17 protein-coding genes are annotated in these 21,642 nt (G+C 56.0%); 6 read left to right on the top strand and 11 right to left on the bottom strand.

The features are described 5' to 3' along the window. Positions 1–20 precede the first annotated feature (20 nt). Together AABA21_RS09415 and AABA21_RS09410 are read right to left on the bottom strand one after the other, a co-directional pair. Entirely contained in the window at positions 21–299 is a 279-nt protein-coding gene (locus AABA21_RS09415; protein WP_338249152.1) for a hypothetical protein, read from the bottom strand. A gap of 195 nt (positions 300–494) precedes the next feature. Beyond that, entirely contained in the window at positions 495–1,448 is a 954-nt protein-coding gene (locus AABA21_RS09410; RefSeq protein WP_338249151.1) for an alpha/beta hydrolase, read from the bottom strand. Positions 1,449–1,713: 265 nt separating this feature from the next. On the opposite strand from AABA21_RS09410, the gene AABA21_RS09405 reads away from it, so the two are divergent. Continuing rightward, complete coding sequence (locus AABA21_RS09405; protein WP_338249149.1) at positions 1,714–2,388, top strand: TetR/AcrR family transcriptional regulator; 675 nt, start codon at positions 1,714–1,716, stop codon at positions 2,386–2,388. A 165-nt stretch (positions 2,389–2,553) separates the two neighbouring features. Here the strand turns inward: AABA21_RS09405 and AABA21_RS09400 are convergent, their stop codons facing one another. From AABA21_RS09400 to AABA21_RS09375, 6 genes are all read right to left on the bottom strand, one after another. After that, positions 2,554–4,146, bottom strand: a complete 1,593-nt coding sequence (locus AABA21_RS09400) for an ABC transporter ATP-binding protein (RefSeq protein WP_338249148.1) — start codon at positions 4,144–4,146, stop codon at positions 2,554–2,556. 13 nt (positions 4,147–4,159) lie between these two features. Beyond that, entirely contained in the window at positions 4,160–5,107 is a 948-nt protein-coding gene (locus tag AABA21_RS09395; RefSeq protein WP_338249145.1) for an ABC transporter permease, read from the bottom strand. A 1-nt stretch (position 5,108) separates the two neighbouring features. After that, positions 5,109–6,452, bottom strand: coding sequence for an ABC transporter permease (locus AABA21_RS09390; RefSeq protein ID WP_338249144.1), 1,344 nt, complete (start codon positions 6,450–6,452; stop codon positions 5,109–5,111). A gap of 391 nt (positions 6,453–6,843) precedes the next feature. After that, positions 6,844–7,917, bottom strand: a complete 1,074-nt coding sequence (locus AABA21_RS09385; protein WP_338249142.1) for a BMP family lipoprotein — start codon at positions 7,915–7,917, stop codon at positions 6,844–6,846. A 731-nt stretch (positions 7,918–8,648) separates the two neighbouring features. After that, the gene (locus tag AABA21_RS09380) at positions 8,649–9,512 is read right to left on the bottom strand and encodes a phytanoyl-CoA dioxygenase family protein (protein WP_338249139.1); all 864 of its coding nucleotides are present in this window, start codon (positions 9,510–9,512) and stop codon (positions 8,649–8,651) included. A 34-nt stretch (positions 9,513–9,546) separates the two neighbouring features. Beyond that, positions 9,547–11,844: an ATP-binding protein gene (locus tag AABA21_RS09375; RefSeq protein ID WP_338249137.1), complete on the bottom strand. Its 2,298-nt coding sequence runs from the start codon at positions 11,842–11,844 to the stop codon at positions 9,547–9,549. A gap of 488 nt (positions 11,845–12,332) precedes the next feature. Between AABA21_RS09375 and AABA21_RS09370 the strand changes: the two genes are divergently transcribed. After that, positions 12,333–13,442, top strand: a complete 1,110-nt coding sequence (locus tag AABA21_RS09370; RefSeq protein WP_338249135.1) for a serine/threonine protein kinase — start codon at positions 12,333–12,335, stop codon at positions 13,440–13,442. A 3-nt stretch (positions 13,443–13,445) separates the two neighbouring features. On the opposite strand, the gene AABA21_RS09365 is transcribed toward AABA21_RS09370, so the two are convergent. Then, positions 13,446–14,927 (bottom strand): carboxylesterase/lipase family protein, encoded by a 1,482-nt coding sequence (locus AABA21_RS09365; RefSeq protein ID WP_338249133.1) that lies wholly within the window; start codon positions 14,925–14,927, stop codon positions 13,446–13,448. Between the two features lie 298 nt (positions 14,928–15,225). Here AABA21_RS09365 and AABA21_RS09360 point away from each other — a divergent pair, with 298 nt between their 5' ends. Both AABA21_RS09360 and AABA21_RS09355 read left to right on the top strand, forming a co-directional pair. Then, on the top strand, positions 15,226–16,035 hold the full coding sequence (locus AABA21_RS09360) for an MBL fold metallo-hydrolase (protein WP_338249131.1): 810 nt from the start codon (positions 15,226–15,228) through the stop codon (positions 16,033–16,035). A gap of 149 nt (positions 16,036–16,184) precedes the next feature. Beyond that, a complete protein-coding gene (locus tag AABA21_RS09355) occupies positions 16,185–16,835 on the top strand; it encodes an HAD family hydrolase (protein WP_338249129.1) in 651 nt (216 codons plus the stop codon). A gap of 505 nt (positions 16,836–17,340) precedes the next feature. On the opposite strand, the gene AABA21_RS09350 is transcribed toward AABA21_RS09355, so the two are convergent. Then, positions 17,341–18,339, bottom strand: a complete 999-nt coding sequence (locus AABA21_RS09350) for a Na/Pi cotransporter family protein (protein WP_338249127.1) — start codon at positions 18,337–18,339, stop codon at positions 17,341–17,343. 366 nt (positions 18,340–18,705) lie between these two features. Here AABA21_RS09350 and AABA21_RS09345 point away from each other — a divergent pair, with 366 nt between their 5' ends. Together AABA21_RS09345 and AABA21_RS09340 are read left to right on the top strand one after the other, a co-directional pair. Further along, on the top strand, positions 18,706–20,004 hold the full coding sequence (locus tag AABA21_RS09345) for an NCS2 family permease (RefSeq protein WP_338249125.1): 1,299 nt from the start codon (positions 18,706–18,708) through the stop codon (positions 20,002–20,004). Positions 20,005–20,239: 235 nt separating this feature from the next. Continuing rightward, positions 20,240–20,734 (top strand): DoxX family protein, encoded by a 495-nt coding sequence (locus AABA21_RS09340; protein WP_338249123.1) that lies wholly within the window; start codon positions 20,240–20,242, stop codon positions 20,732–20,734. Here AABA21_RS09340 and AABA21_RS09335 read toward each other — a convergent pair. Further along, positions 20,715–21,530 carry a class I SAM-dependent methyltransferase gene (locus AABA21_RS09335; RefSeq protein ID WP_338249121.1) on the bottom strand — a complete coding sequence of 272 codons (816 nt, stop codon included), beginning with the start codon at positions 21,528–21,530 and terminating at the stop codon, positions 20,715–20,717. The two genes, AABA21_RS09340 and AABA21_RS09335, sit on opposite strands and share 20 nt — an antisense overlap. Between the last annotated feature and the right edge of the window lie 112 nt (positions 21,531–21,642).

Below are 21,642 nucleotides of genomic sequence, written 5' to 3'. Positions count from 1 at the left end.
CATATCACCATGCGAGCATACTAGTCCACCGCACGAATAGCCGGGTGGAGCAGTCCCAGGGCGATGATGGCGGCGGCAATGGCACCACCCAGCAGAAAGACCGGCGCGGCGCCGAGATGATCGGCGGCGATACCAGCCAGTCCATAGCCAATGGGCAATAGGCCCGACGAGACCAGCATATCGATGCTGGAGACGCGCCCCAGCAGGTCGGGGGGCACAAACTCCTGCAGCGAGCTGGTCCAGGCCAGTCCCAGGCAAGCGAAGGCCACACCCTGGATAAAGAAGGCCAGAGACCACACATAATATCTCCATAATTCGAGCCTTTCACCTAATTTCTCATTCCTCGCACATAATGTCTCCATAGGTTCAGACCTTGCGCCCGATTTCCTTTCCGCGCATGTCACCCCCCAAAAATCGTGTTTTTGGTATATGATCAAATGAGAAAAAATCGGGCGCAAGGCCCGAATCTACGTTATTGCCTCCCTTGATACCTGTCAGACAGGTCGATCAAACGCGCGTTTTAAGGCGGTTAATTGATCTCGCGTGGATGTCTCGGTCACCTGGGCGCTGGCGACCATGCGGAAGCCGTGGTAGGCTCCAGGATAGACATGCAACTCTACGGGCACGCCCGCGCGCATCAGGCGGCGAGCATATTCCACATCTTCATCCACAAACAGATCGATAGAGCCCACGTTGATAAAAGTGGCGGGCAAACCCTCCAGATGCTCGGCACGTGCCGCCGCGGCATAGGGCGAAACATCGGGTCCTCCGGGTTCCTGTCCCAGCAACGAGGTCCAGCCAAAGCGATTGGCCTCCCGCGTCCAGATGAATTCTCCGGTGTACGGATGTGGTTCCTCCTGCGTACATGTGCGATCATCGATCATGGGAGCCATCAGGAGCTGGAACAGCAGGGAGACCTCCCCACGATCGCGCGCCAGGAGCGCTAGCGCAGCGGCTAGTCCGCCGCCCGCGCTACTGCCGCCAACCGCGATCCGCTGGGAATCGATACCCAGCTCGTCGGCATGAGTAGAGAGCCATTTCAAGGCTGCGTAACAATCCTCGACCGGACCGGGATAGGGCGTCTCAGGGGCCAGGCGATAATCCACCGAGACGGCCGCACACCCGGCAACCGATACCATACTGGTGACCAGAGGATCTTCCGCGTTGGCCGAGCCCATAATATATCCACCACCATGAATCCAGAGCAGGACGGGGAGCGGTCCCTGCGCCGAGATCGGCCGGTAGAGCAGCACCCGTACATCGGGCGCCCCTGCTGGACCGGGAATAACACGCTCACTCACAGACAGAGTAGAGGATTGGGTCAGGTTCACAGGCGGTCGCGGGCTCATGGCGCGTATCTGCCCCAGGTTTTCCGCGTTGGGTGCCGTGGCAGGGATCAAGTCCAAAAGAGCAACAAGCTCGGGATCAACAAGATGTCTGGTTGTCAATGTATTCTTCCTTCCTCTAGTCAATGACGGAAAACAAGTCATGTGGCAGCTATTTTCAGCAGAAGCACAAACGTGCGATGCGATGCCCGAACCTTCAAAACAAATACAGATGCTATTTTACAGCATGCCACGAGCTTCATCAGTACTTGACGAGGGTCGCGGGAGGTCTTATACTTCCGATGAGGACAATTGTCCCTATCAATAAAACATAGCTTAAGGGACATTTGTCCTCTTGTCAAGAGTGGATCAGATAAAGAGAGGCGCTATGAAAGCAGGAAATCGGCAGGAACATGTCGCCACGACAGAGCCTGGTAAAAAAGATGCAGGGATGCGCAGGAGGCCGGAACGGCGTCAGGCTGCCGATTTTGACCAGCGCATCCTGCGGGTGGCCCGGCGGTTGTTCGCCGAGCGAGGCATTGAGGATGTCAGTATGCACCAGATTGCCCAGGAGGCGGGCATTGGGCAGGGAACGCTCTATCGCCGCTACGCCCACAAGGGCGAATTGATTCTGGATCTGCTGAGTGAGAGCGCCCAACGCTTCGTAGAAGAGACCCAGACCTATGCCGAGGATAAAGAAACACGGTCAGCCTTACAGCGCCTGGACAGCGTCCTCCGCAGATCTCTGGCCTTCATTGAGGAGGAAGGGGTATTTCTGGCTGCCATCATGGATGCGTCGTCGGCCGAGAGGCGCGAGATGAAGTTTAGCACGCCGTACTACCGTGCCTCCCATAGCCTCATCTCACATCTGCTTGAGGAGGCCATTGCCCAGGGAGAACTGGAACCACTGGACACCATCTACACCGCCGATGCGATCATCGCCACCTCCGATCCGGCCCTCTATCTCTTTCAACGCCAGAGGCGCGGCTATACGCCAGAACAGATCCTGGCAGGGCTACGACGTATCTACACCCAGGGCATGTCTATTAGCACGCAACGATGAGCCGCAGCCTCCTACAGAATAAGATCAACCTCATTTATGAGTTGGTGCATGGGTTGCGCAAATGCGCAACCCATGCACCAACAAAAAACGGGCGGCCGCGCAAGCGGACGCCCGTATGGGAGCTATCAAGAGCCACGAAAAAAGTGTGTCTGACACACTCTAAAGCTATGAGGCGGCTTCTTGATGGCCGCCGGTCATGAGAATGCCGAGTTCCTCTTCGGTGGCGTCGGATGAGACGATGTCAACGATCTGCCCTTCATACATGACGGCGATGCGGTCAGAGAGGGAGCGGATCTCGTCGAGTTCGGCCGAGACGAGCAGGACGGCTTTGCCGGCGTCGCGCTGCTCGATCAACTGGCGGTGAATGAACTCGATGGCACCGATGTCGACGCCGCGCGTGGGCTGCGAGGCGACCAGTACGATGGGATCGGTACTCAGCTCGCGCGCGATGATCAGCTTCTGCTGGTTACCGCCGGAGAGTGTGCGCATGGCGACCGTGGACGAGGGGGTGCGTACATCGAACTCTTTGATCAGCTTCTCGGCCCAACTGGCGATACTCTTCAATTGCATGACCATACCACGCCAGGCGAACTGCTTCCAGCGGTGACGACCCAGGATCGAGTTGTCCTCGATGGATTCGGTGATCACCAGACCACTATCGCGTCGATCTTCGGGAATGTGGCCCATACCGGCGATACGTACGCCGCGCGCGCCCATCTCGGTGATATCGCGCGCCCGACCAGGCTTACCATTGACCGTGGGCGTCATGGTAATCTGGCCGCCCGACGGCTTACGCATCCCGGTCAGCACCTCCACCAGTTCGGTCTGGCCGTTGCCCTCGACACCAGCGATGCCCAGAATCTCACCGGCGCGCACATCAAAGCTCACGTCGCGCAGAATCGGTAGACCACGATCAGACTTAGCCTCCAGATCCTGCACGTGCAGGATCACGGGGCCTGGATTGGCGGGGGATTTCTCGACGCGCAGCAGCACGTCGCGTCCCACCATGGCGCGGGCGATCTCGCGCTGGTTGGTCTCCTTTGTAATCAGTTCGCCCACATTCTGTCCACGGCGCAGGACGGTAATCGAGTCCGTCACGGACAGCACCTCGCGCAGCTTGTGGGTGATAAAGATAATCGTCTTCCCCTGCTTGACCAGGTCGCGCAACACCATAAACAGCTCATCGGTCTCCTGTGGTGTCAAGACGCCCGTGGGCTCGTCCATGACCAGGATGTCGGCGCCGCGATAGAGCATCTTAAGGATCTCGACGCGCTGCTGCTGTCCCACGGAAAGCTGCCCGATGCGCAGATCCGGATCAATGGGCAGGCCATACTGCGCGCTCAGATTCTTAATCTCTTTGCGCGCCCGCTGACGATCATAGGTCGCGCGCAGGCCACCGGGCTCGTGTCCCAGCACGATATTCTCGGCCACGGTCAGGGGCGGGATCAGCATAAAATGCTGGTGCACCATACCGATGCCCAGGCGGATCGCGTCGCGTGGTCCAGAGATCTGGACCGGCTGGCCGTTGATGAGCACCTCGCCGCTATCAGGCTTGACGATGCCATAAAGAATATTCATCAACGTCGACTTGCCGGCGCCATTCTCACCCACCAGGGCGTGGATCTCGCCCTTCTTCACCAGCAGGTTCACATGATTGCTCGCCACCACACCCGGCCAGGCCTTATAGATATCGCGCATCTCCACCGCATAGGGGGTCGAAACCTCCTCACGGCGATCAGCTACAGTACTCTCTTGCATAGATCTATCCCTTCTACTCTGATGCTGGCTCGTAAGGTATGCCATCGGCGGCGGGCGCTGTCGTGCGGCCCACCAGGCCCACCAGGGCGATCAGGGTCAACACATACGGCAAAATGCTGAGCAGATTAGCCGAGACGCCGGTATCCTGCAGGCGTGAGCTCAAAGCTTCTCCGACACCGAAAATCAGACAGGCTCCAGCGGCACCAACCGGGGTATACTTACCGAAGATCATGGCCGCCAGGGCGATATAGCCCTGTCCGGCGGTCATATTCTGGTTGAAGATACCGGCGATACCCAGCGACAGGAAGGCTCCGGCCATACCTGAAAGCAGGCCACTGCTCACGACACACAGGTAGCGGATCAGGCGCACATTGACGCCGGCGGTATCGGCCGCGTGTGGATGCTCACCGACGGCCCGGATGCGCAGTCCGATGTTAGTGCGGAACAGCAGGAAATGGATGCCGACCAGGATAAGCAGGGCCAGGTAAAAGAGGATATTTTGCTGGAAAAGCACCGGACCGATAAAAGGGATGTTCGCCAGAGGTCCCCAGTGAAGTTGGGGCAGGCGCAGCGCATCACCCAGCGCCCTCACACCCTGTCCCTGTGTCTGAATAGGGAGCAGAAAGTTCGTCAATCCCAGCGCCGCCAGGTTGATGGCGATGCCGCTGACGGTCTGATTAGCCATAAAATGGATCGAGACGATGGCGTGTATCAGGGCCAGCAGGCCACCAGCGATCATCGCGCCCAGCAGGCCCAGCCAGACGTTATTGGTGGCGATCGCCATCATTACACCAACATAGGCCCCAATCAGCATCAACCCTTCCAGGGCGATATTGATGACGCCGCTACGTTCGGAAATCAGGCCACCCAGGGCCGGGAGCAGGAGCAGGGCCCCAAATTGCAGGGCTGCCTGCCAGAAGTCGGACGATAGTAAAACCCTCATTAATATTTGGAAAAACACGCTATTCCTCCTGACCCAGGGGTGCGCGGGCCGAACCCGCCGTTTCGGCACCCTCACCTGTCGCTTCATTACCATTCGTATTCGCCGAACCGGATGTAACAGTGCCGCCAGCGGGAATATCTGGTGTTTTCACATCAATCGCACCTGGAACCAGGGCAGGTTTGGAGCTTCTGGACAGGAAATTGGGGATGAAACGCTGGAATGAAGGCAGATACTCAACCGCGATACTAAACAGAACCAGCGACTGCATAATCGTAATGATATCGCCGGGCACATTGACATATCCCTGTAAATAGGGGCCCGCCTCCTGCAGGCCGCCGAAGAGCAGCGAGGCCAGCAAGACGCCTATCGAGGTCGTGCGCCCCAGCAGGGCGACACCGATGGCATCAAAGCCGGTCGAGTCGGTGGCGAAGGCTGAGCTGATCAACTGGTAGGGGGCCTGGCCCATCAGGCGTACCGAGCCAGCCAGTCCGGCGAAAGCACCCGCCAGCACCATAGCCATGATAATGTTCTTCTTGACCGAGATGCCCGCGTAGCGAGCGGCCTTCGGATTCTGACCGATCACGCGCAGCTCATAGCCAAAGGTGGTACGCGCCGTAATGAACCAGTAAATGACCAGGGCGATAAAGGCAAAGAGCAGGCCGACATCAACGGTATACTGAGCCGGCTCAGGAATCTGCGGCAGGAAGCTACCCAGGGTCTCGTTATAAAACACGGCCAGCGATGGGATGGTCGCCTGACTGGGCAGCGGCAGCGTCTGCTGCGACAGCTTGGGAGCCTGGAAGGGACCCTCAACCAGGTAGGCACAAAAATAGAACGCCACCCAGTTCAACATGATCGAGGTCACCACCTCATGGGCGCCGCGCCATGCCTTCAGCACCCCGACGATGCCACCCCAGATGCCACCGGCCACGATACTGGCCAGCAACATCAGCGGCACCAGCACCCAACCGGGCATATTCGGCATACGTAGAGCAATCGCGCCAGCAGCCATCGAGCCAACCGTTAACTGGCCGGCCGCGCCGATATTAAAGAGTCCGGCGCGAAAGGCGATAGCCACCGCCAGGCCCGCGAAGATCAGCGGGGTCGCCTTAGCCAGGGTAAAAGAGATACTTTGAATACTACCAAAGGATCCCAATACAAGATAATAGTAGCTTGAAACGGCTGTAATAAAACGGTTATCCAGTGGCCCCGGCGTGGTAATCATCACGATGATCCCACCCAGCACAAAGGCGACCAGAATCGCGATCAGCGGTCGCCCCAGCGCGGCCCTGAAAGCTCGCATCCACCTGGCTAACCGTGACGCAGGAGCCGAAGTCCTGCGCTGCACTGTTGGCATTGCCATATGGCTCCTCCTGCGCGCAATACATATAAGAAAGAGAGATGGTATTGTAGAAATTATACCCCATTATCCCCGCCTGCGGCGGGGAGAGGGGGGAGGAGGGGTGGGGGACTTGAGCATGCCCCCAGCATGCTCGCCCCACGCCCCCGGCAGGAGGGGCTCGCCGCCCCTCCTGCACCTCCCCGCCCGGAAAGGTGCATCATAGGTTCGGGCCTCGCGTCCGATTTTCTGGCCCCATCCATCAACGCCCATCGTGGGTTCGGGCCTCGCATCCGATTTTCCATCAAACGAAACATCACCGTAGAGGGCAGGGGCGTCGACATTTCTAGCCATGGATAGGGAGAGAAAGTCAACGCCAGCCATGCCACATCTACGGTGATTTCAGATGCCTGACCTACTTCTGGACGGTGTCCGGTACCTGCAGGGCACCCGATTTGATGTCCTGGATGTACTTGTCGACGATCGGTTTCACTTCGGCGGGAACCTGACTGCTCAGGGGAGCATAGCCAACGCCGTCATTGGTGAGGTCGAAAGGAGCAGGATTGTTGCTGAATTTGCCAGCCTCGAAATTTTTGATGGTGACGTAGACGGCCTGATCAACACGCTTGATGGCGCTGGTGATCACGCTATCGTTCACATGAGCCTGGTCGCTGTCCACACCGATGCTGTAAACGCCTTTAGCCTTGGCAGCCTGCAGGGCGCCAACGCCACAACCGCCAGCCACCTGGAAGATGATGTCGGCTTTAGAGGCGCCGATCTGGTTGTTGGCGATATCCTGACACGCGGCGGTATTGTCGAAGGAATTTGAGTAGTTTACCTTGACGGTAACTTTGGGATCAACCTTCTTGGCGCAGAACTGATAACCAGCGATATAGTGGTCGACGGGGGGAATGGACTGACCACCAACAGCACCAATGGTGTCGTTGCCCAGCAGTTTGCTGGCCTTGCTCTTGCCCAGTGTCTCCATCTCACCGGCAACCACGCCAGCCAGACAGCCGGCCTGCTGCTCTTTAAAGTACAGGGGAGCAACGTTTTTCAAAGGATCGCAGTTTCCCTTGGCATCTGACGGACAGGCATCAATCAAAGCAAAGGATTTGGTCGGGTTGGCCTTCGCGACCTGGTCCATGGCGGTAGCCATCAAGAAGCCAACACCGATCACCAGATCAGAAGTCTGGGCGGCACGGGTCAGGTTCCCAACATAGTCGTTCTGCGACTTTGATTCGATAACCTGGCGGCGGAACTTCAGCTCATTCATCGCTTTGGTATAACCAACAGCAGCTGACTGGTTGAAGCTCTGGTCATTAAGACCGCCAATGTCGGTAACCAGAGTCACAGATTTCGGGGCGGACGAAGTAGAGTTGCCGCCACCGGTTGAAGTAGAGGGCGTGCTACCACCACAGGCGGATAGCAAGACGCCGCATAAAACGAGTAGCGAGACAAGCAGGCTCGGAATGCCAGACCTTCTCATAGAGGTAGGATCCTTTCTTTGCTCTCCAAAGAGATTGCGAAAAAAATAATGTCATCTATACGTACGACGTGCGAACGGCACCTGTACGTTGTCTCTATAAAGAGATGAAAACAAACGCTCTTTACAATACCATGCCGAAAACACTAGCCGGCAAAAGAGGTGTTTCTGTTACTTTATAAATCCTAACAGACGATAATAGATTAGACATACGATCGTGCTGCGATATATGCCTGTACTAAAGGAATAAGGCTTGTTACCCGGCAATGACCATATTCTACCACCAGCCACCATGCGCGGCGCAATACATATGTATCGCATACGTCCGACGGCGGTTGTGAACATAGATCGGGAGATTCGCCATTTCCAATAGTTATATACGTAAGGATGTGTATATTTCTCACAATCTACTATAGCAAATTGTGGATGAAAAAAGCTATTTGTGTGCCGAATTTACTATGCAAGTTTGCTTGCTTTTATGGTGAGGCCGCCTTCGGCGGCGAGAGGAGGGAAGGGGGAGAGCGGGGGTACAGCCCCCGGAGCCCCCAGTCAGGGGCTGCCGCCCCTGCACCCCGCTTCGTTTGGTGCCACCTTCGGCGGCGAGAGGAGGGGAAGAGAGGAAACCGTAGGTTCGGCCCTTGCGGCCGATTTCCCCTCGCCCCACGATACCATATCCCATCGATTCGGCCCTCACGGCCGATTTATCCTCACCCCACAACGCCGTACCCGGCAGGTTAGCGGGGCCAGAGCTGGGGGCAGATGGCGGGATCGGTGTAGTCGGGGTAGCTCTGGCCGTTGTGTTCGATGCGGCGGCAAAGGCTGTCGTTGGGATGGCGTGCCAGGGTGCCGTCGGCGAAGCGATGGGGCTGATAGTGGTTGCTTTCGTCCTGCAGGTGAACGGCGATGGAGCGGCGCGGATCAGGAGTGAGGTTGGGGCCGCTACCATGAATGGTCAGACAGGAGTGAAAGCTGACTTCGCCTTTGGCCAGTTCGATCGGGACCTTGACGACGGGACGACCACCGGTGTTGAATTTCTTCTCCAGTCCCTGCAAGTCGTTGCTGAAGAAGTCCAGGCCCTCGGTGTTGTCGGACCATTCATGGCTCTGATCGATCATGGTGATGGTGCCCATGCGCTCATCGCAATCGTGGAAGGGGATCCAGGCGGTCAGCATATTTTCGGAAGAGCAGGTCTTCCAGTATCCGCGATCGGTATGCCAGCCAACGTTGACGGCCTTGTCGGGATTGCTGGTGGGCTTGTAGAGCAACTGGTCGTGCCAGAGGCGAATGGGGGCGCCACATAAGCGGGCCGCGACCGCGGCCAGCAGCGGCTTGCGCACCAGCCCGGACAGCTCGCGATTCTGCAGCGAGGCATAGTCATTTTTGCGCAGGACGTTTCCATGCTCGGGCCGCCAGCCGCGCACCTCCGCCGGCAAAGGAAAGTCACGCTCACCTGCGTAGTAGCGCTCGCTTCCCGCGATGGCCGCATCGATCTCCGCATCTGTAAAGAGCTTGCGGGACTTATAGTAGCCATGCGTGCGATAGAATGCGACCTCTTCATCCGTTGGCAGTAACAACAGTTCTTCCTCGGTAAGTTGCATGCAATACCTCCTTGTTGCAATTACTCATATCATATCATTTGTCCAGCACGGCCTCCAGTGGCAGAGTAAACCAGAAGGTTGAACCCTGGCCGGGGGTGCTATCGATACCGACCGAGCCATCCAGGCGCTCGATAATCATTTTGCTGATATGCAGGCCCAGTCCCAGACCGACGCCTGAACCACTGCGTACATCAATGCCGGGGACGCGATAGAAGCGTTCCCAGATATGCTGTTGTTGAGCTTCGGTCAGGCCGGGGCCAGAGTCGCTGACGGCCACGCGCACGATTTTTGAAGGTACATCATGGGTTACCTGCACAGACACGGGCTGATCAGCCTCAGAATACTTGAGAGCGTTTGACAGATAATTGCTGACAACCTGGCGGATACGATCAGTATCCACGATCGCCAGCAGTTCTCTGGTCGCGGGCAAGTCCAGCTCAATGTGACGATCTGGATTCAGCAGGCGCTGATCCTCAACCACCTGCCGCACGAGAAGGGCCAGATCCTGCAGATCAGGCTGCAGATCCAGGAAACCGATCTGAATGCGCGACACATCCAGCAGATCATTGATCAGACGGCTCTGCGTACCAATCTGCCTCTCGGTCCGATTCAACAGGTCGCGCACGGCATTGATACCCTGTAGAAGTTGAAGATCGGGCGACGGGGATCGGCCAGCAAGGCGCAACGTCTGCCGCTGCGCCAGCTGAACGCTGGCCTTGATAGTAGTCAGCGGCGTACGCAGTTCATGGCCCGCGATGCCCAGGAACTCCTCCATCATCGCATTGGCCTCGCGTGCCGCCAGTATATTGGCCTGCGCCTCCGCCTGATCGGCCACCAGCCGTTCGCGCTCCAGCACCAAGACGGTCAATTCAGATACCGTCTTGAGTAAGGCCAGTTCAGATTTAGAATAGGTATGGGGTTCACCACCATGATCGGCAAAGAGAAAACCCACCAGGCGGTCCTCAATATACATCGGGGCCACCGCAGCCTGTGAAATGCCAAAGATATTGACGGCATCGCTCAATGGCGGCTGCGTATAATCTAATATACCGATATCACGCGTGCGCAGGATAGATCCGATGACCGGATTCTGCAACAGCTGCTCCACCGGATAATCCTGGCGCTGCTCCAACCATTTCTGCTGCATGTCTGCGGCCAAACCGACGGCCGCCACCGGAAAAACCGTGCCGGTCGCCTGGTCGATCAGGGTCAGACCACTACGCGTGCAGCCGGTGATCAAGCCGATGTGTTCGAGCAGACGGTAAGCGATCGTCGTAGAGCCAGAGAGGCGGCTGGAGCTCAAAGAGGAGTCCGATGCTGGCGTCTGCACCAGTTCCTCGGCCAGTGACAGGAGCGAAGCCAGGGCTTGCTGCGTCTTACGTTCCAGGGAACGGCGTTCAGTGACATCACGGAAGATCAATACACCACCCGTCAAACTGCCCATACAATCATAGAGAGGCGAGCCCGTAATGTTCAGCTGCACATCGCGTCCATCCAGGGCACGAACCCGAATGTCCAGGGAATTCGTAGAGGTAAACACTTCGCCCCCCAGGGCACGCTGCACCGGCATCTGATCCGCACGCAATAGCTGTCCCTTTTCGTCGCGAATATGAAGCGCTCGGCCCCGCTGCTCGGGTGTCAGCAACGCATGGGAGGAATCAAGATCCAGCACCAGCATACGCCGATAGGCAGCGTTCATGCGCACGATATGTCCAACGCTATCATAGAGGATGACGCCATCGACCATCGCTTCATACACCGCCTCCAGTTGTCCAGCTCGCGCAGCCGCGTCCTGCTCAGAGGTGCTCAGACGATCAGCCAGTTGCTCGGCCCGCAGGCGCGCACGCTGGGTCTGACCGGCAACGACACAGAGGGTGGCACCAACCACCAGGTAGAAGATAACGCTGGTTATATCCTCAGTGTAGGCACGTAAGAAAGGAAAGAAGGCCGGCAAAGCCTGGTAGACGGTCCAGCCGGTGCCCATCAAGATCGCCAGCAGGCCCGGAAACACACCCCACCCCAGGGTAATCAACAGGCCAACCAGCAAGGTCGGCGCCTCCAGAAAGCGGAAGTTACCGAAACGCTGCATCACCAATGTCATCCCCACCACTACCAGTGACTGGCTGATGAGGGCAATCAGATAACCCGCGATCGGTTTTTGCAGGTTGGCAGGCAAAAAGGTGGGCGCAAACGTTTGAGAACGTAGCTGCCTGCGCAGATACTTCTCCATCTTTTTATAATAAACGCCGGGCTGCACGAACGCAGAGAACGCGCGACCAAACGCGAAAAACTTGCGCTTTGGTTCTTCCGGAAACGGTTGTTCTACATTCATAATATATAAAATAATCCCTTGTAAAGAAGGTAAAATAAAACAATCTGTGCAAATTTAGATCATTATGATCAAGTATAACCATACTTAATCACAACTGCAATCAGCTCGTCTCCTGCTCAGGACTTTTTCATGTTCCTCATTGGCGCCTCAGGCGCCGGGTTAGGATATGAGTCATCCCGAACTTTTGAGAGGCAGAAATAAAAAAGGGCGGTCATATACGCTTGCGAAACCCGGCTGCCGGGGGATATGATAAGGGTACATTATTCTGCCAGATACCACAGAGGGATGACATGCCCTCTATTTCACTCATCGCTATGATTCAAACGTATCTGGCCTCAACAACGGTCAAACCTATTCATTCACGGTTACTATATTCTCATATACTACTCATTGAACCTGGCAAACTCGACCAAAAACCACGATATATACGTATACCTTCTATAATTCATCTCTCATTTACGCTGGGATGCAAGGAGTTTATAATGCTCATGCAAGAGCTTGTACATAAAACGATCGGCAACTATTACATAGAACGCGGTCTCGCCAAAGGGGGGATGTCAGAGGTTTATCTGGCGCGCGATCAGCGTAATCAGGACATAGTGGCTATGAAGATGGTCAGGCGCAGCGCCGGCGAATATTATGAACGTTTCCGACGCGAGGCGCGTGCGATGGTGCAGTTGCACCATCCACACATCCTGCCGGTCCTTGATTACGGCGAATACGATCACTGGGCCTATATGGTCTCCCCCTATATTGAGTATGGGACGCTCAGCCGCCGCGTGTCCGAGGGTCCCCTGCCGCTGGAGGAGGCGGGCAATATCCTGTTTCAGGTGGCCAGCGCCCTGCAATTCGCCCATGAACATGGCATGCTGCATCGCGATATCAAGGCCTCAAATGTCTTGTTGCGCGATGGAAATTATGCCTACCTGACAGATTTTGGCCTGGTGAAGAGCATCGAGGACAACTATAGCCTGACGCGTTCCGGCTTCCTGATCGGGACACCGGAGTATATGGCGCCCGAACTGGTCGAAGATTCGGCCACGCCAGCCAGCGACATCTACGCCCTGGGGGTGCTATTGTACCAGATGGTCACCGGAAGCGTTCCGTTCAAGGGAGCAAATCCGGTCAACATCGTCATGAAGCATCTCCGTGAGCAGCCGCAGCCTCCCTCACACCTGAATCGAGCCATTACGCCTGACGTTGAGCGCGTCATCCTGCAGACGTTGGAGAAAGATCCCATGCGCCGCTTTCGCACGCCAAAGGCGCTGGCCAACGCCTTCCGCCAGGCCTACCAGGTGAATGCCGCGCCAGAACCAGTGGCGAACGTGCAGCACAGTTCACTGCAAAACCTTCCCACGATCCAGGTAATGCCAACTTCCACGACGCCAAAACAAAAATCTAATGCGTTGAAGGCATCGCGGCTGATCTGGATTGCCGGGGCAGCCCTGGTCGCTATCGTGATCCTCATTTTGATATTGACTCACGCTTCATCCCATAACGCTGGCCCTAAGCAACCGGGGCATAACACACGACCAGCTGTGACCGTCAGTTCATCAATGCGCCTGACGGCCGCAGTGGTGTCGCACACAAAGAAGTAGCCGCTAGAGGATATCATCCCAGTACTGGCGCTCGGCGCCCTGGGGATCGTACGCCAACTGTTGCTGCTCATTAAAGAGCATAGTGAGACGCTCGTCCAACTGGTAGCGCGGCCAGTCTGGCAAAGCGTCTGTCTGAGGATTGCCGTCGCGGATAAAGGCGGTCCAGACGGCATGCATGGTATCGGCGATAGGAGACGCGGCCGGTGACTCCTCGATGAAGAGCTGTGATAGCTCGATATGCAGGCTATGCCAGACGAAAGGGATCTCCAGCGCGTGGCAGGCTCCCAGGCGACCACCAAAGGCGGGCGAGGGCCAGTCGAAGCGATACATCCAGATGGCCGGTGCGTGCGGCAACTGCTTCTCAGCCAGGCGCAGGGCTGGTATGCGAAAGACGCGATCGGTCACGATATCCATCCAGGCGTTCGCCTCGGAGTGGTCATCCCTGGCCTGTAGATAGGTGGCAAAGACCTCCAGGGCACGAGACCCAAAGAGGTGCTCCTGCTCCTGCTGGTTAACGGTAGGCTGACGACCGCTCATAAACGTGAAGAGCCGGGCCTCGTCCCGATTGGTACCGATCAAGAGCGGAACTTGCGCGGCCGAACCGGAGGCGATCTGATCCAGCGGCTTGCCGGGTACCAGATGACCGTCAATGACGGGTGCGCCCCGCATATTACGAATGCTGAGCTGCTGGGCCTCCAGAATCTTGTCTACCGGTAGGTTCTCAAGTTCCGCCAGTTGATTTTCTCTGAGGCCAAGCTGCTCAAGAAAGGCGCGTGCCTGGCTGGTCGCCTCCTCAGGAGTCTGAATATTATGCGCCGCGCCACTCTCCAGGATGGCGCGCTGGAAGAGGCCTCGCGCACGCGGCATAGCCAGCAAGATTCCGATACTCATCGCGCCCGCCGACTCCCCGGCCAGCGTCACGTTGGCGGGATCGCCGCCGAACTGCTCGATGTTGTCACACACCCACTCCAGGGCCGCGATCTGATCCAGCAACCCACAGTTGGCGGAATACCCATAATCCTTACCGCCCAACTCATCCAGATAGAGGAAACCCGGCATCCCCAGGCGATAATTGAACGTCACTACAACAACATCTCCATTGCGCGCAAAGGATGCACCATCATACCAGGGATCGGCGCCCGAACCGGCGATAAACGCCCCACCATGGATCCAGACCAGCACGGGGCGCTTCTGACCATCGGCCGCCGGAGACCAGATATTCAGATAAAGGCAATCCTCGCCTGAAGGTGGTGGAGTAGCGTTCCTCCCGAGAAAGCCACCCATCGCATTGACCGGTTGGGCCGCGATAGCACTAAATTCTTTGGCCTCGCGCACCCCGGACCAGGCCTGTGGCGGTTGAGGTGCCCGCAGTCGCAACGACCCCAGCGGCGGCCGCGCGTATGGAATCCCCTTCCATACCTGCATGCCCTCCTGTGTCAGGCCCTCGACTTTTCCATAGCGCGTCTCTACAATTGCAGCAGCCATGCCCACAACTCCTTACTTCATTGATAATCCGCCTACAACCGTGTATAAGCAAAAGCACCAGTTAACCTTATCACAAATGCTACCAGAAACCGAACATATCCATTGCGAGCCATACATAATGACAGAACCTATATTTCCATTCCAAGCCAGCAATCGATCAAGCTGGAGAAACCTCTCCTTCAGCTAGCAAAAACTGTCCTCTCGGACAGTTCATAAGCATTTCCCTGTGGTTAGACTAGTAATTGAGTAATGGAGAAGCCTCTCCCTGTTCCAAATGGAGACGTGAAAGGTAGAACAAATGGATACCTGGATTTGTGTCACCTGTGGGGTACAATTCGCATCAAGCGAAGAGCCACCGCACGGATGTCCTATCAGTGAAGATGAGCGCGAATATGTTGGTGATAATGGACAGCAGTGGACAACGCAGGCAAAAATGTATGCCGATGGTTTTCGTAATGTCATAAGGGAGCATGAGTTGCACCTGACAGGAATCGGCATAGAGCCATCCTTCGCCATTGGACAACGAGCACTGCTTATACAGTCGGAGGAGGGCAACATTCTCTGGGACTGCATAAGCTACTTAGGTGATGAAGCCATAGCGGCTATTGAGCGGCTCGGTGGTATTAAAGCCATCGCCATCTCGCACCCACACCTTTATAGCAGCATGGTGGAGTGGTCTAAACACTTTGACGCACAGATCTACCTCCACGAGACAGACCGTGCGTGGGTCATGCGACCAAGTGAACGCATCGCTTTTTGGTCGGGCGAGACATTCCCCCTGACGCACAATTTGCAACTGATACGCCTGGGTGGTCATTTTCCCGGAAGTACCGTTCTGCACTGGAAAGGTGGTGCGAATGGTCGAGGGTGCCTGCTTACTGGCGACACGATTGCGGTCGCCATGGATCGGCGCTGGGTCAGCTTCATGTATAGCTATCCGAACATGATCCCTCTTCCAGCCTCAGAAGTCAGCAGGATATGCAACGCTATCATGCCTTACGACTTCGAGCGCTTGTACGGCGGCTGGTTTGATAGCCTGGTTGTCGAAGACGCTAAAAATGCCGTCATCCGTTCAGCGGATCGCTATCTGCGAGCATTGGGCATGTAAGGCTCAAGAGAAGATACAAGATGGCTGATGAGGCAGGCGCCAGATATCGTAAACTGAAGCCGGGAGAAGCGTGGCCTGTTTCCATTCTTAGGATGGAAACGAACCGGGTAACAGCTCCGAACACTATATGCAGCAAGGAAGTAGCCACAATGAATAGCTATAAATGCGTTTTTTTGGACTGGGCGCTGACGTTATCCAACTCGTTGTTCTGGGAACACTTCAATGATCCCGAGCACGCGCATTTCCAGACCTTTCAGATGATTCAGCGGACGCTATTTCAAGACCCGGCTTTCTCACAGATGCTCCTCGACTGGATGCGCGGCAGGTTCACCAGCGAAGATGTTATCGCCGCGCTCTGCCAGCACGATGCAGCGCTAGATCCCCGGATGATGTTGGACGAACTGGCACTCAGCTGCAGCAAGATGCAATTTGTATCTCCGCAGATTCCCACCTATGTAGCCCAACTACAGGCCAGGGGCATCAAGGTCGTCATCGCCACCGACAACATGGATACCTTCACACGCTGGACCGTACCCGCTCTGCAGTTGCGCACCCTCTTCGACGATGTCCTCAACTCGTATGATCTGCAGGCGCTCAAAGAAGATATTAATGAGAGTGGCCGTAGTGCCTTCTTCGGCACATATCTGAAATCCCAGGGACTAGAACCGGGCCAGAGCGTCCTCATCGATGACAGCGGCGAAGATTGCGGCCGGCGCATCCGCTCCTTTGGCATCGACTATCGTCGCATCGAGCCTCGCGTCGGACTCGTCCCCGAACTCCAAAAACTCCTTGCCCCCTAATTAAGGATCATAACCATTAAAGGAGATGGAGAAGAAATCTGCGTTTGGAGCAGACAATCGGTTCAAGAACGCTATTTCTCCAAAGCGGGTGTCATTCATTTTTTTACAAAGAGTAAGTAACATATAAGGCAACAAGAAAAGCGGGCATGTGCCCGTACGTTTCTTTGTTTTTTCGTGGTTTCTTTTCGCAAAAAATGAATGGCACCTTTCCAAAGTGTGGTATATTGCGGGTCTGGCTCATAGCAGATATACTGATCCACACCTACTTATCTTATGTGAAAAGGAAAACCATTGAGAGCTTCATTTATTCTATTAGCCTGCGCCATAGGCCTATTTGCCGTATCAATTCTCTCCTGGCGAAAGTGGAGAGCAACCAGACAACGGAACGGATTGTCAGTAACCATTGGACAGTCGCTTATAGCCGCCGGGCTTCTGATCATGTTTGTTGCCATGTATGCCACTGGACACTAGCCATAGGAAGTTGCTTCCTGAAGGTGCAGTCCATTCATGTTGGTAATACTTTGGGTTGAGCCAATAGGGTATCCTTTGGCTCCGGGCGCTCAGGCATCCAGTGCTGCATCAGGCGTTCTATCGTGCAGATCAGGGGCAGGAAGAAGAGCGCGATCAGGATGTTGAGTCCAAGGTGGGCCATGGCCACACGGGTGCCGGCGTTGGTCCAGAGGTGTGATAGCACAGCGGTCAGCGGAACGAGCCAGATCAAGGCTATGAGCGCACCCGCGAGTTTGGTACCGAAATGGACCACGGCCAGGCGGCGTCCCGTTATGGTTCCTTCATGCATCGCCAGGAATAGGGCCATCACGGTGGTTCTGACGTTCGCCCCCAACATCAAGGCCAGGGCAGCTGAGGTGGGAAGCGCCCCGGTCGTAGCCAGCATGATCACCAGTCCAATGAACGCCGTACTGGAATTTAGTAATATAGTGAGAAGCGCACCACAGACAAAAAGCACGATCGGCACGGTCGCCAGCGCCTGCAATATCATAATGATGACCGGATAGGTGACAAGGGGAGCGCTCGCTGTTACCAGCTCTGATAAACCGAACATGATCACCCCAAAGGCGAAACAGAGACGTCCCAGATAACGATAGGGTGTACGATGGGTCCAGAGCGCAACAGTGGCGGCGATACCGATAAATATAAATACATGCTCTGTAACATGAAGAGAGATACATTGAACGGCCAGCGTGGAGCCGATATTTGATCCCAGCAGCACCGCGATGGCCTCAGAGAGCGAAAGGAGATCTGTGCTCACAAATCCCACCAGCAAGGAGGACATGGCATTGGAGCTCTGCATCAACGCGGTCACGATCATCCCCACGATCAGAGCGATAACGGGATAGCGCATCAGAGAGGTCAGTCTTCCACGCATATGTGTATCCGCGACGTGTCGTACCGCCTCGGTGATCAGCCGTACTCCATAGAGCACGAGCACCACCCCCGTCCAAAATTTTCCCAGAGCCAGGGTAACGTGCAAGACCAGGATCATCTTCCCCTCCCCACACCATTGCAGAAGAACGGGGCCCAATACAACAACGCCGTTGTATAGCTCTCGTCAGCGCGTAACTGGTCACATACGCGGCCAGATAAGCCTTAGAATTTATTATAACGACCATCAAAAATAGAATCTTTCTCTTTATCGATTATAAATTTATCATAAATAGTTTTGTAGGAGTTGGTGCCATAGCGGGAAGGGATGCATCCCTTCCCGCTATGGCACCAACTCCTACAAAACTGAAAGCTAATGCATGTCCTTGCCCTCTTCTTCGGGGATAACATACAATCAAACGGCAAGCCTTCGTTCTGGTTCCATCTGGCGTGCCGCCAGATGTTTGTGTTTATCAGAGGTTTTTTCATGTTCGGTGCAAAAATCACCAGGGCCTTTGTGCAGCAGGAGGTTCTAGCCGGGGTAACGACGTTCGTTACTATGGCGTATATCTCCGTGGTTAATCCGATTGTGCTGGGAGCGGCGGGCGTACCGTTTCAACAGGCGTTTACGGCGACGATCATCGCGACGGTGGCGGGGACGCTCTTGATGGCGCTCTACGCCAACTATCCAATCGCGATCGCGCCCGGAATGGGATTGAATGCTTATTTCGCCTATTCGGTGACGCGTGGTCACCAGGGGATGGATTATCGTGTGGCCTTCTCAGCCGTCTTCCTGGCGGCCATCATCTTTGTATTGCTCTCCCTGACGCCCCTGCGTTCACGCCTGATCGAAGCGATTCCTGAAAATCTTAAGCACGCGATCACGGCGGGCATCGGCCTCTTTATCGCCTTCATTGGCCTACGCCTGACCGGCATCATACAGGCCGATCCCACCAACCTGGTGGCCCTGGGCGATCTGCACTCGGGTAAGGTACTGCTGGCATTGCTGGGACTGGTATTTACCGCCATCCTGATGTTCCTCAACGTGCCGGGGGCGATCTTCATCGGTATTGTCTTCATTACCATCGTCGCGCTAATCACCGGACAACTGGCCTTCCATGGGGCGGTCGCGCTCCCCTCGTTACCCGAGGGTTTGTTGGCCTACAATCCCGTCAACGCGGTGGCCGATACGATCCGCTATGGACTCTACGGGGCTATCTTTTCGTTTGTGCTGGTAACGATCTTTGACACCACTGGCACCGTACTCGGCGTAAGCCGGCAGGCGGGACTGATGGAAGGGAATACGCTGCCGCGTGCCGATCGTGCCTTCGTCTCGGACTCGATCGCGACCCTGATCGGCTCCATCTTCGGCACCAGTCCGACCTCCGCCTATATCGAGTCGGCCGCCGGCGTCGCCGTGGGCGGACGCACCGGCCTGACCACCTTAACCGTCTCGATCCTGTTTATCCTCACAGCCTTTTTTAGTCCGTTGGTCAGCGCTATCTCAGGGGTCGCCGCTATCACGGGACCCGCGCTGGTCATCGTCGGCTCATTGATGGTGGGGCAGGTCCAATACATCCAGTGGGACAAATTCGAGGAGGCCTTCCCGGCATTCATCACTATCCTGATCATGCCCCTGACCTCAAGTATCGCCGTCGGTATCGCGCTAGGCTTCATCTTCTATCCACTCCCCAAGCTGGTCAGCGGTCGCTGGCGCGAAGTACACCCGCTGGTCTACATTTTCGCCGTCCTCTTCTTAATCCAATTCCTATTAACGCCACATTGACATTGCCCAAAAAGGAATAGAAATCGGCCGCAAGGGCAAAATAGGCCACAAGGGCCGAACCTACGGGTTTTTATCGTTTTTATTTGTAATTTGGAAAAGGCAAATAAACGATTATAATGTATGTTAAAGCATCAAGTAGTGGCGGGGCGTCAACAGGTTCTTTTGGCGCCGTTCAGGGAGGGTGGTTGATGGGCAGGGAGGCTTCCGATTAGAGATGAGAAGAAGGGAGCCGGGGATGAGATTGTTTAGTCCACCCACGAGTCCGATGGTGGCGACCAGCCTGTTGCTGGTGCGCCTGGCGTTGTTCACCGTCTTTATCGTGCATGGATCGCAAAAAGTATTGGGATGGTTTGGTGGTTATGGCTTCCCAGCTACGCTGAACGGATTTACGCATGGGTTGCATATCCCTCTTATGCTGGCGCTGCTAGCCATTTTTACCGAGTTTCTGGCACCGCTGGCTCTGCTGATCGGGTTGCTGACACGCCTGGCGGCCCTGGGATTGGCATGTATATTCGTGGTGGCCGTTGCTACCGTTCATCTGCGCAATGGCTTTTTTATGAACTGGACGGGACAGCAGCGAGGCGAGGGGATCGAGTACTTCATCCTCGCCGCTGGCCTGATCCTTGCCCTGATCATTTCAGGCGCTGGTAGCTGGTCGCTTGATGCCCTGCTCTACCAGCGCTTGAAAGCGCGCAAAGGGATGCCCGCGATTACACCCGAATACCAGTGATGAGGGCGGCGGGCAGATCAAAGGTGTAGACACCGTCGTTATCCTGTTCGATGTTGAGGAAAGAGCGCGCCTCGGGGGTCGCGGTGGCGAAGAGATGGAGGATGCGCTCGACGTTGGGAGCTGGCGTGCGCTGGCGCTGCGTCCACGTAGGTACATCCATGTGAATACCCCAGGTGCGCTGATGGCGACCCTCGATACCGGCCTGTTTGAGCAGATCCAGCCACGCGGAGACACTATGATTGCGCACATGCGAAGGATCGCGCAAGACTTCAATCTCGTTCACGTATTCATCCACAGCCGGATCTTCAGCGCCGATGGAATCGATCAAGAGCAGTTTGCCGCCCGGCTTGAGGACACGCGCCCACTCGCGTACGGCCAGGGCCACATCGATAAAGTGATGGGCGGCCAGGCGGCAGACCAGCACCTCTACACTCTGATTCATCAGAGGCAAAGCATGAGCATCGCCCTCGACAAAATGGATATTGGTGAGGTTCAGTTCCTGCGCCTGCTTCTCAGATGCCTCCAACATAGGGACGGTAAAGTCGATCGCGATCACCTCGCGCGCGAACGGGGCCAGGGCATAAGCGGCGTGTCCAGCCCCGGTCGCCAGATCCACTACCGTCTCGCTCCCATCTAAAGCCGCCGCCTCCACCAGCCACGGCAGGTCGGGCCCCTGCGCGTGGACCGCGCTACCAACATACGCGCCGGCCACCGCCCCAAAGCGCTGCCGAATCAGCTGGTTTTTCTCCTGCCCCTCCAACTGAGATCCATCTCCATAGGTTGAATGCTGTGTCATACCTACATACCTCTTCCTATTGTGGTTTGTGACTTTCCCATTTACACATGGAATGTTTGTTCCCGTGCTCCTCACGTTTAGGGAACATGGGTGGCGTGGAGAGAAAATCGGC

This window comes from Dictyobacter halimunensis (assembly GCF_036245075.1).
Note: the sequence above shows the minus strand (reverse complement) of the source record. Positions and strands in the feature narration are given on the sequence as shown.

What these genes read in the sequence shown, in the direction of transcription:
- AABA21_RS09405 (WP_338249149.1), top strand. Translation starts at nt 1,714, where the DNA reads ATGAAAGCAGGAAATCGGCAGGAACATGTCGCCACGACAGAGCCTGGT.
- AABA21_RS09400 (WP_338249148.1), bottom strand. Translation starts at nt 4,146, where the DNA reads ATGCAAGAGAGTACTGTAGCTGATCGCCGTGAGGAGGTTTCGACCCCC.
- AABA21_RS09390 (WP_338249144.1), bottom strand. Translation starts at nt 6,452, where the DNA reads ATGGCAATGCCAACAGTGCAGCGCAGGACTTCGGCTCCTGCGTCACGG.
- AABA21_RS09385 (WP_338249142.1), bottom strand. Translation starts at nt 7,917, where the DNA reads ATGAGAAGGTCTGGCATTCCGAGCCTGCTTGTCTCGCTACTCGTTTTA.
- AABA21_RS09380 (WP_338249139.1), bottom strand. Translation starts at nt 9,512, where the DNA reads ATGCAACTTACCGAGGAAGAACTGTTGTTACTGCCAACGGATGAAGAG.
- AABA21_RS09375 (WP_338249137.1), bottom strand. Translation starts at nt 11,844, where the DNA reads ATGAATGTAGAACAACCGTTTCCGGAAGAACCAAAGCGCAAGTTTTTC.
- AABA21_RS09370 (WP_338249135.1), top strand. Translation starts at nt 12,333, where the DNA reads ATGCAAGAGCTTGTACATAAAACGATCGGCAACTATTACATAGAACGC.
- AABA21_RS09365 (WP_338249133.1), bottom strand. Translation starts at nt 14,927, where the DNA reads ATGGCTGCTGCAATTGTAGAGACGCGCTATGGAAAAGTCGAGGGCCTG.
- AABA21_RS09360 (WP_338249131.1), top strand. Translation starts at nt 15,226, where the DNA reads ATGGATACCTGGATTTGTGTCACCTGTGGGGTACAATTCGCATCAAGC.
- AABA21_RS09355 (WP_338249129.1), top strand. Translation starts at nt 16,185, where the DNA reads ATGAATAGCTATAAATGCGTTTTTTTGGACTGGGCGCTGACGTTATCC.
- AABA21_RS09350 (WP_338249127.1), bottom strand. Translation starts at nt 18,339, where the DNA reads ATGATCCTGGTCTTGCACGTTACCCTGGCTCTGGGAAAATTTTGGACG.
- AABA21_RS09345 (WP_338249125.1), top strand. Translation starts at nt 18,706, where the DNA reads ATGTTCGGTGCAAAAATCACCAGGGCCTTTGTGCAGCAGGAGGTTCTA.
- AABA21_RS09340 (WP_338249123.1), top strand. Translation starts at nt 20,240, where the DNA reads ATGAGATTGTTTAGTCCACCCACGAGTCCGATGGTGGCGACCAGCCTG.
- AABA21_RS09335 (WP_338249121.1), bottom strand. Translation starts at nt 21,530, where the DNA reads ATGACACAGCATTCAACCTATGGAGATGGATCTCAGTTGGAGGGGCAG.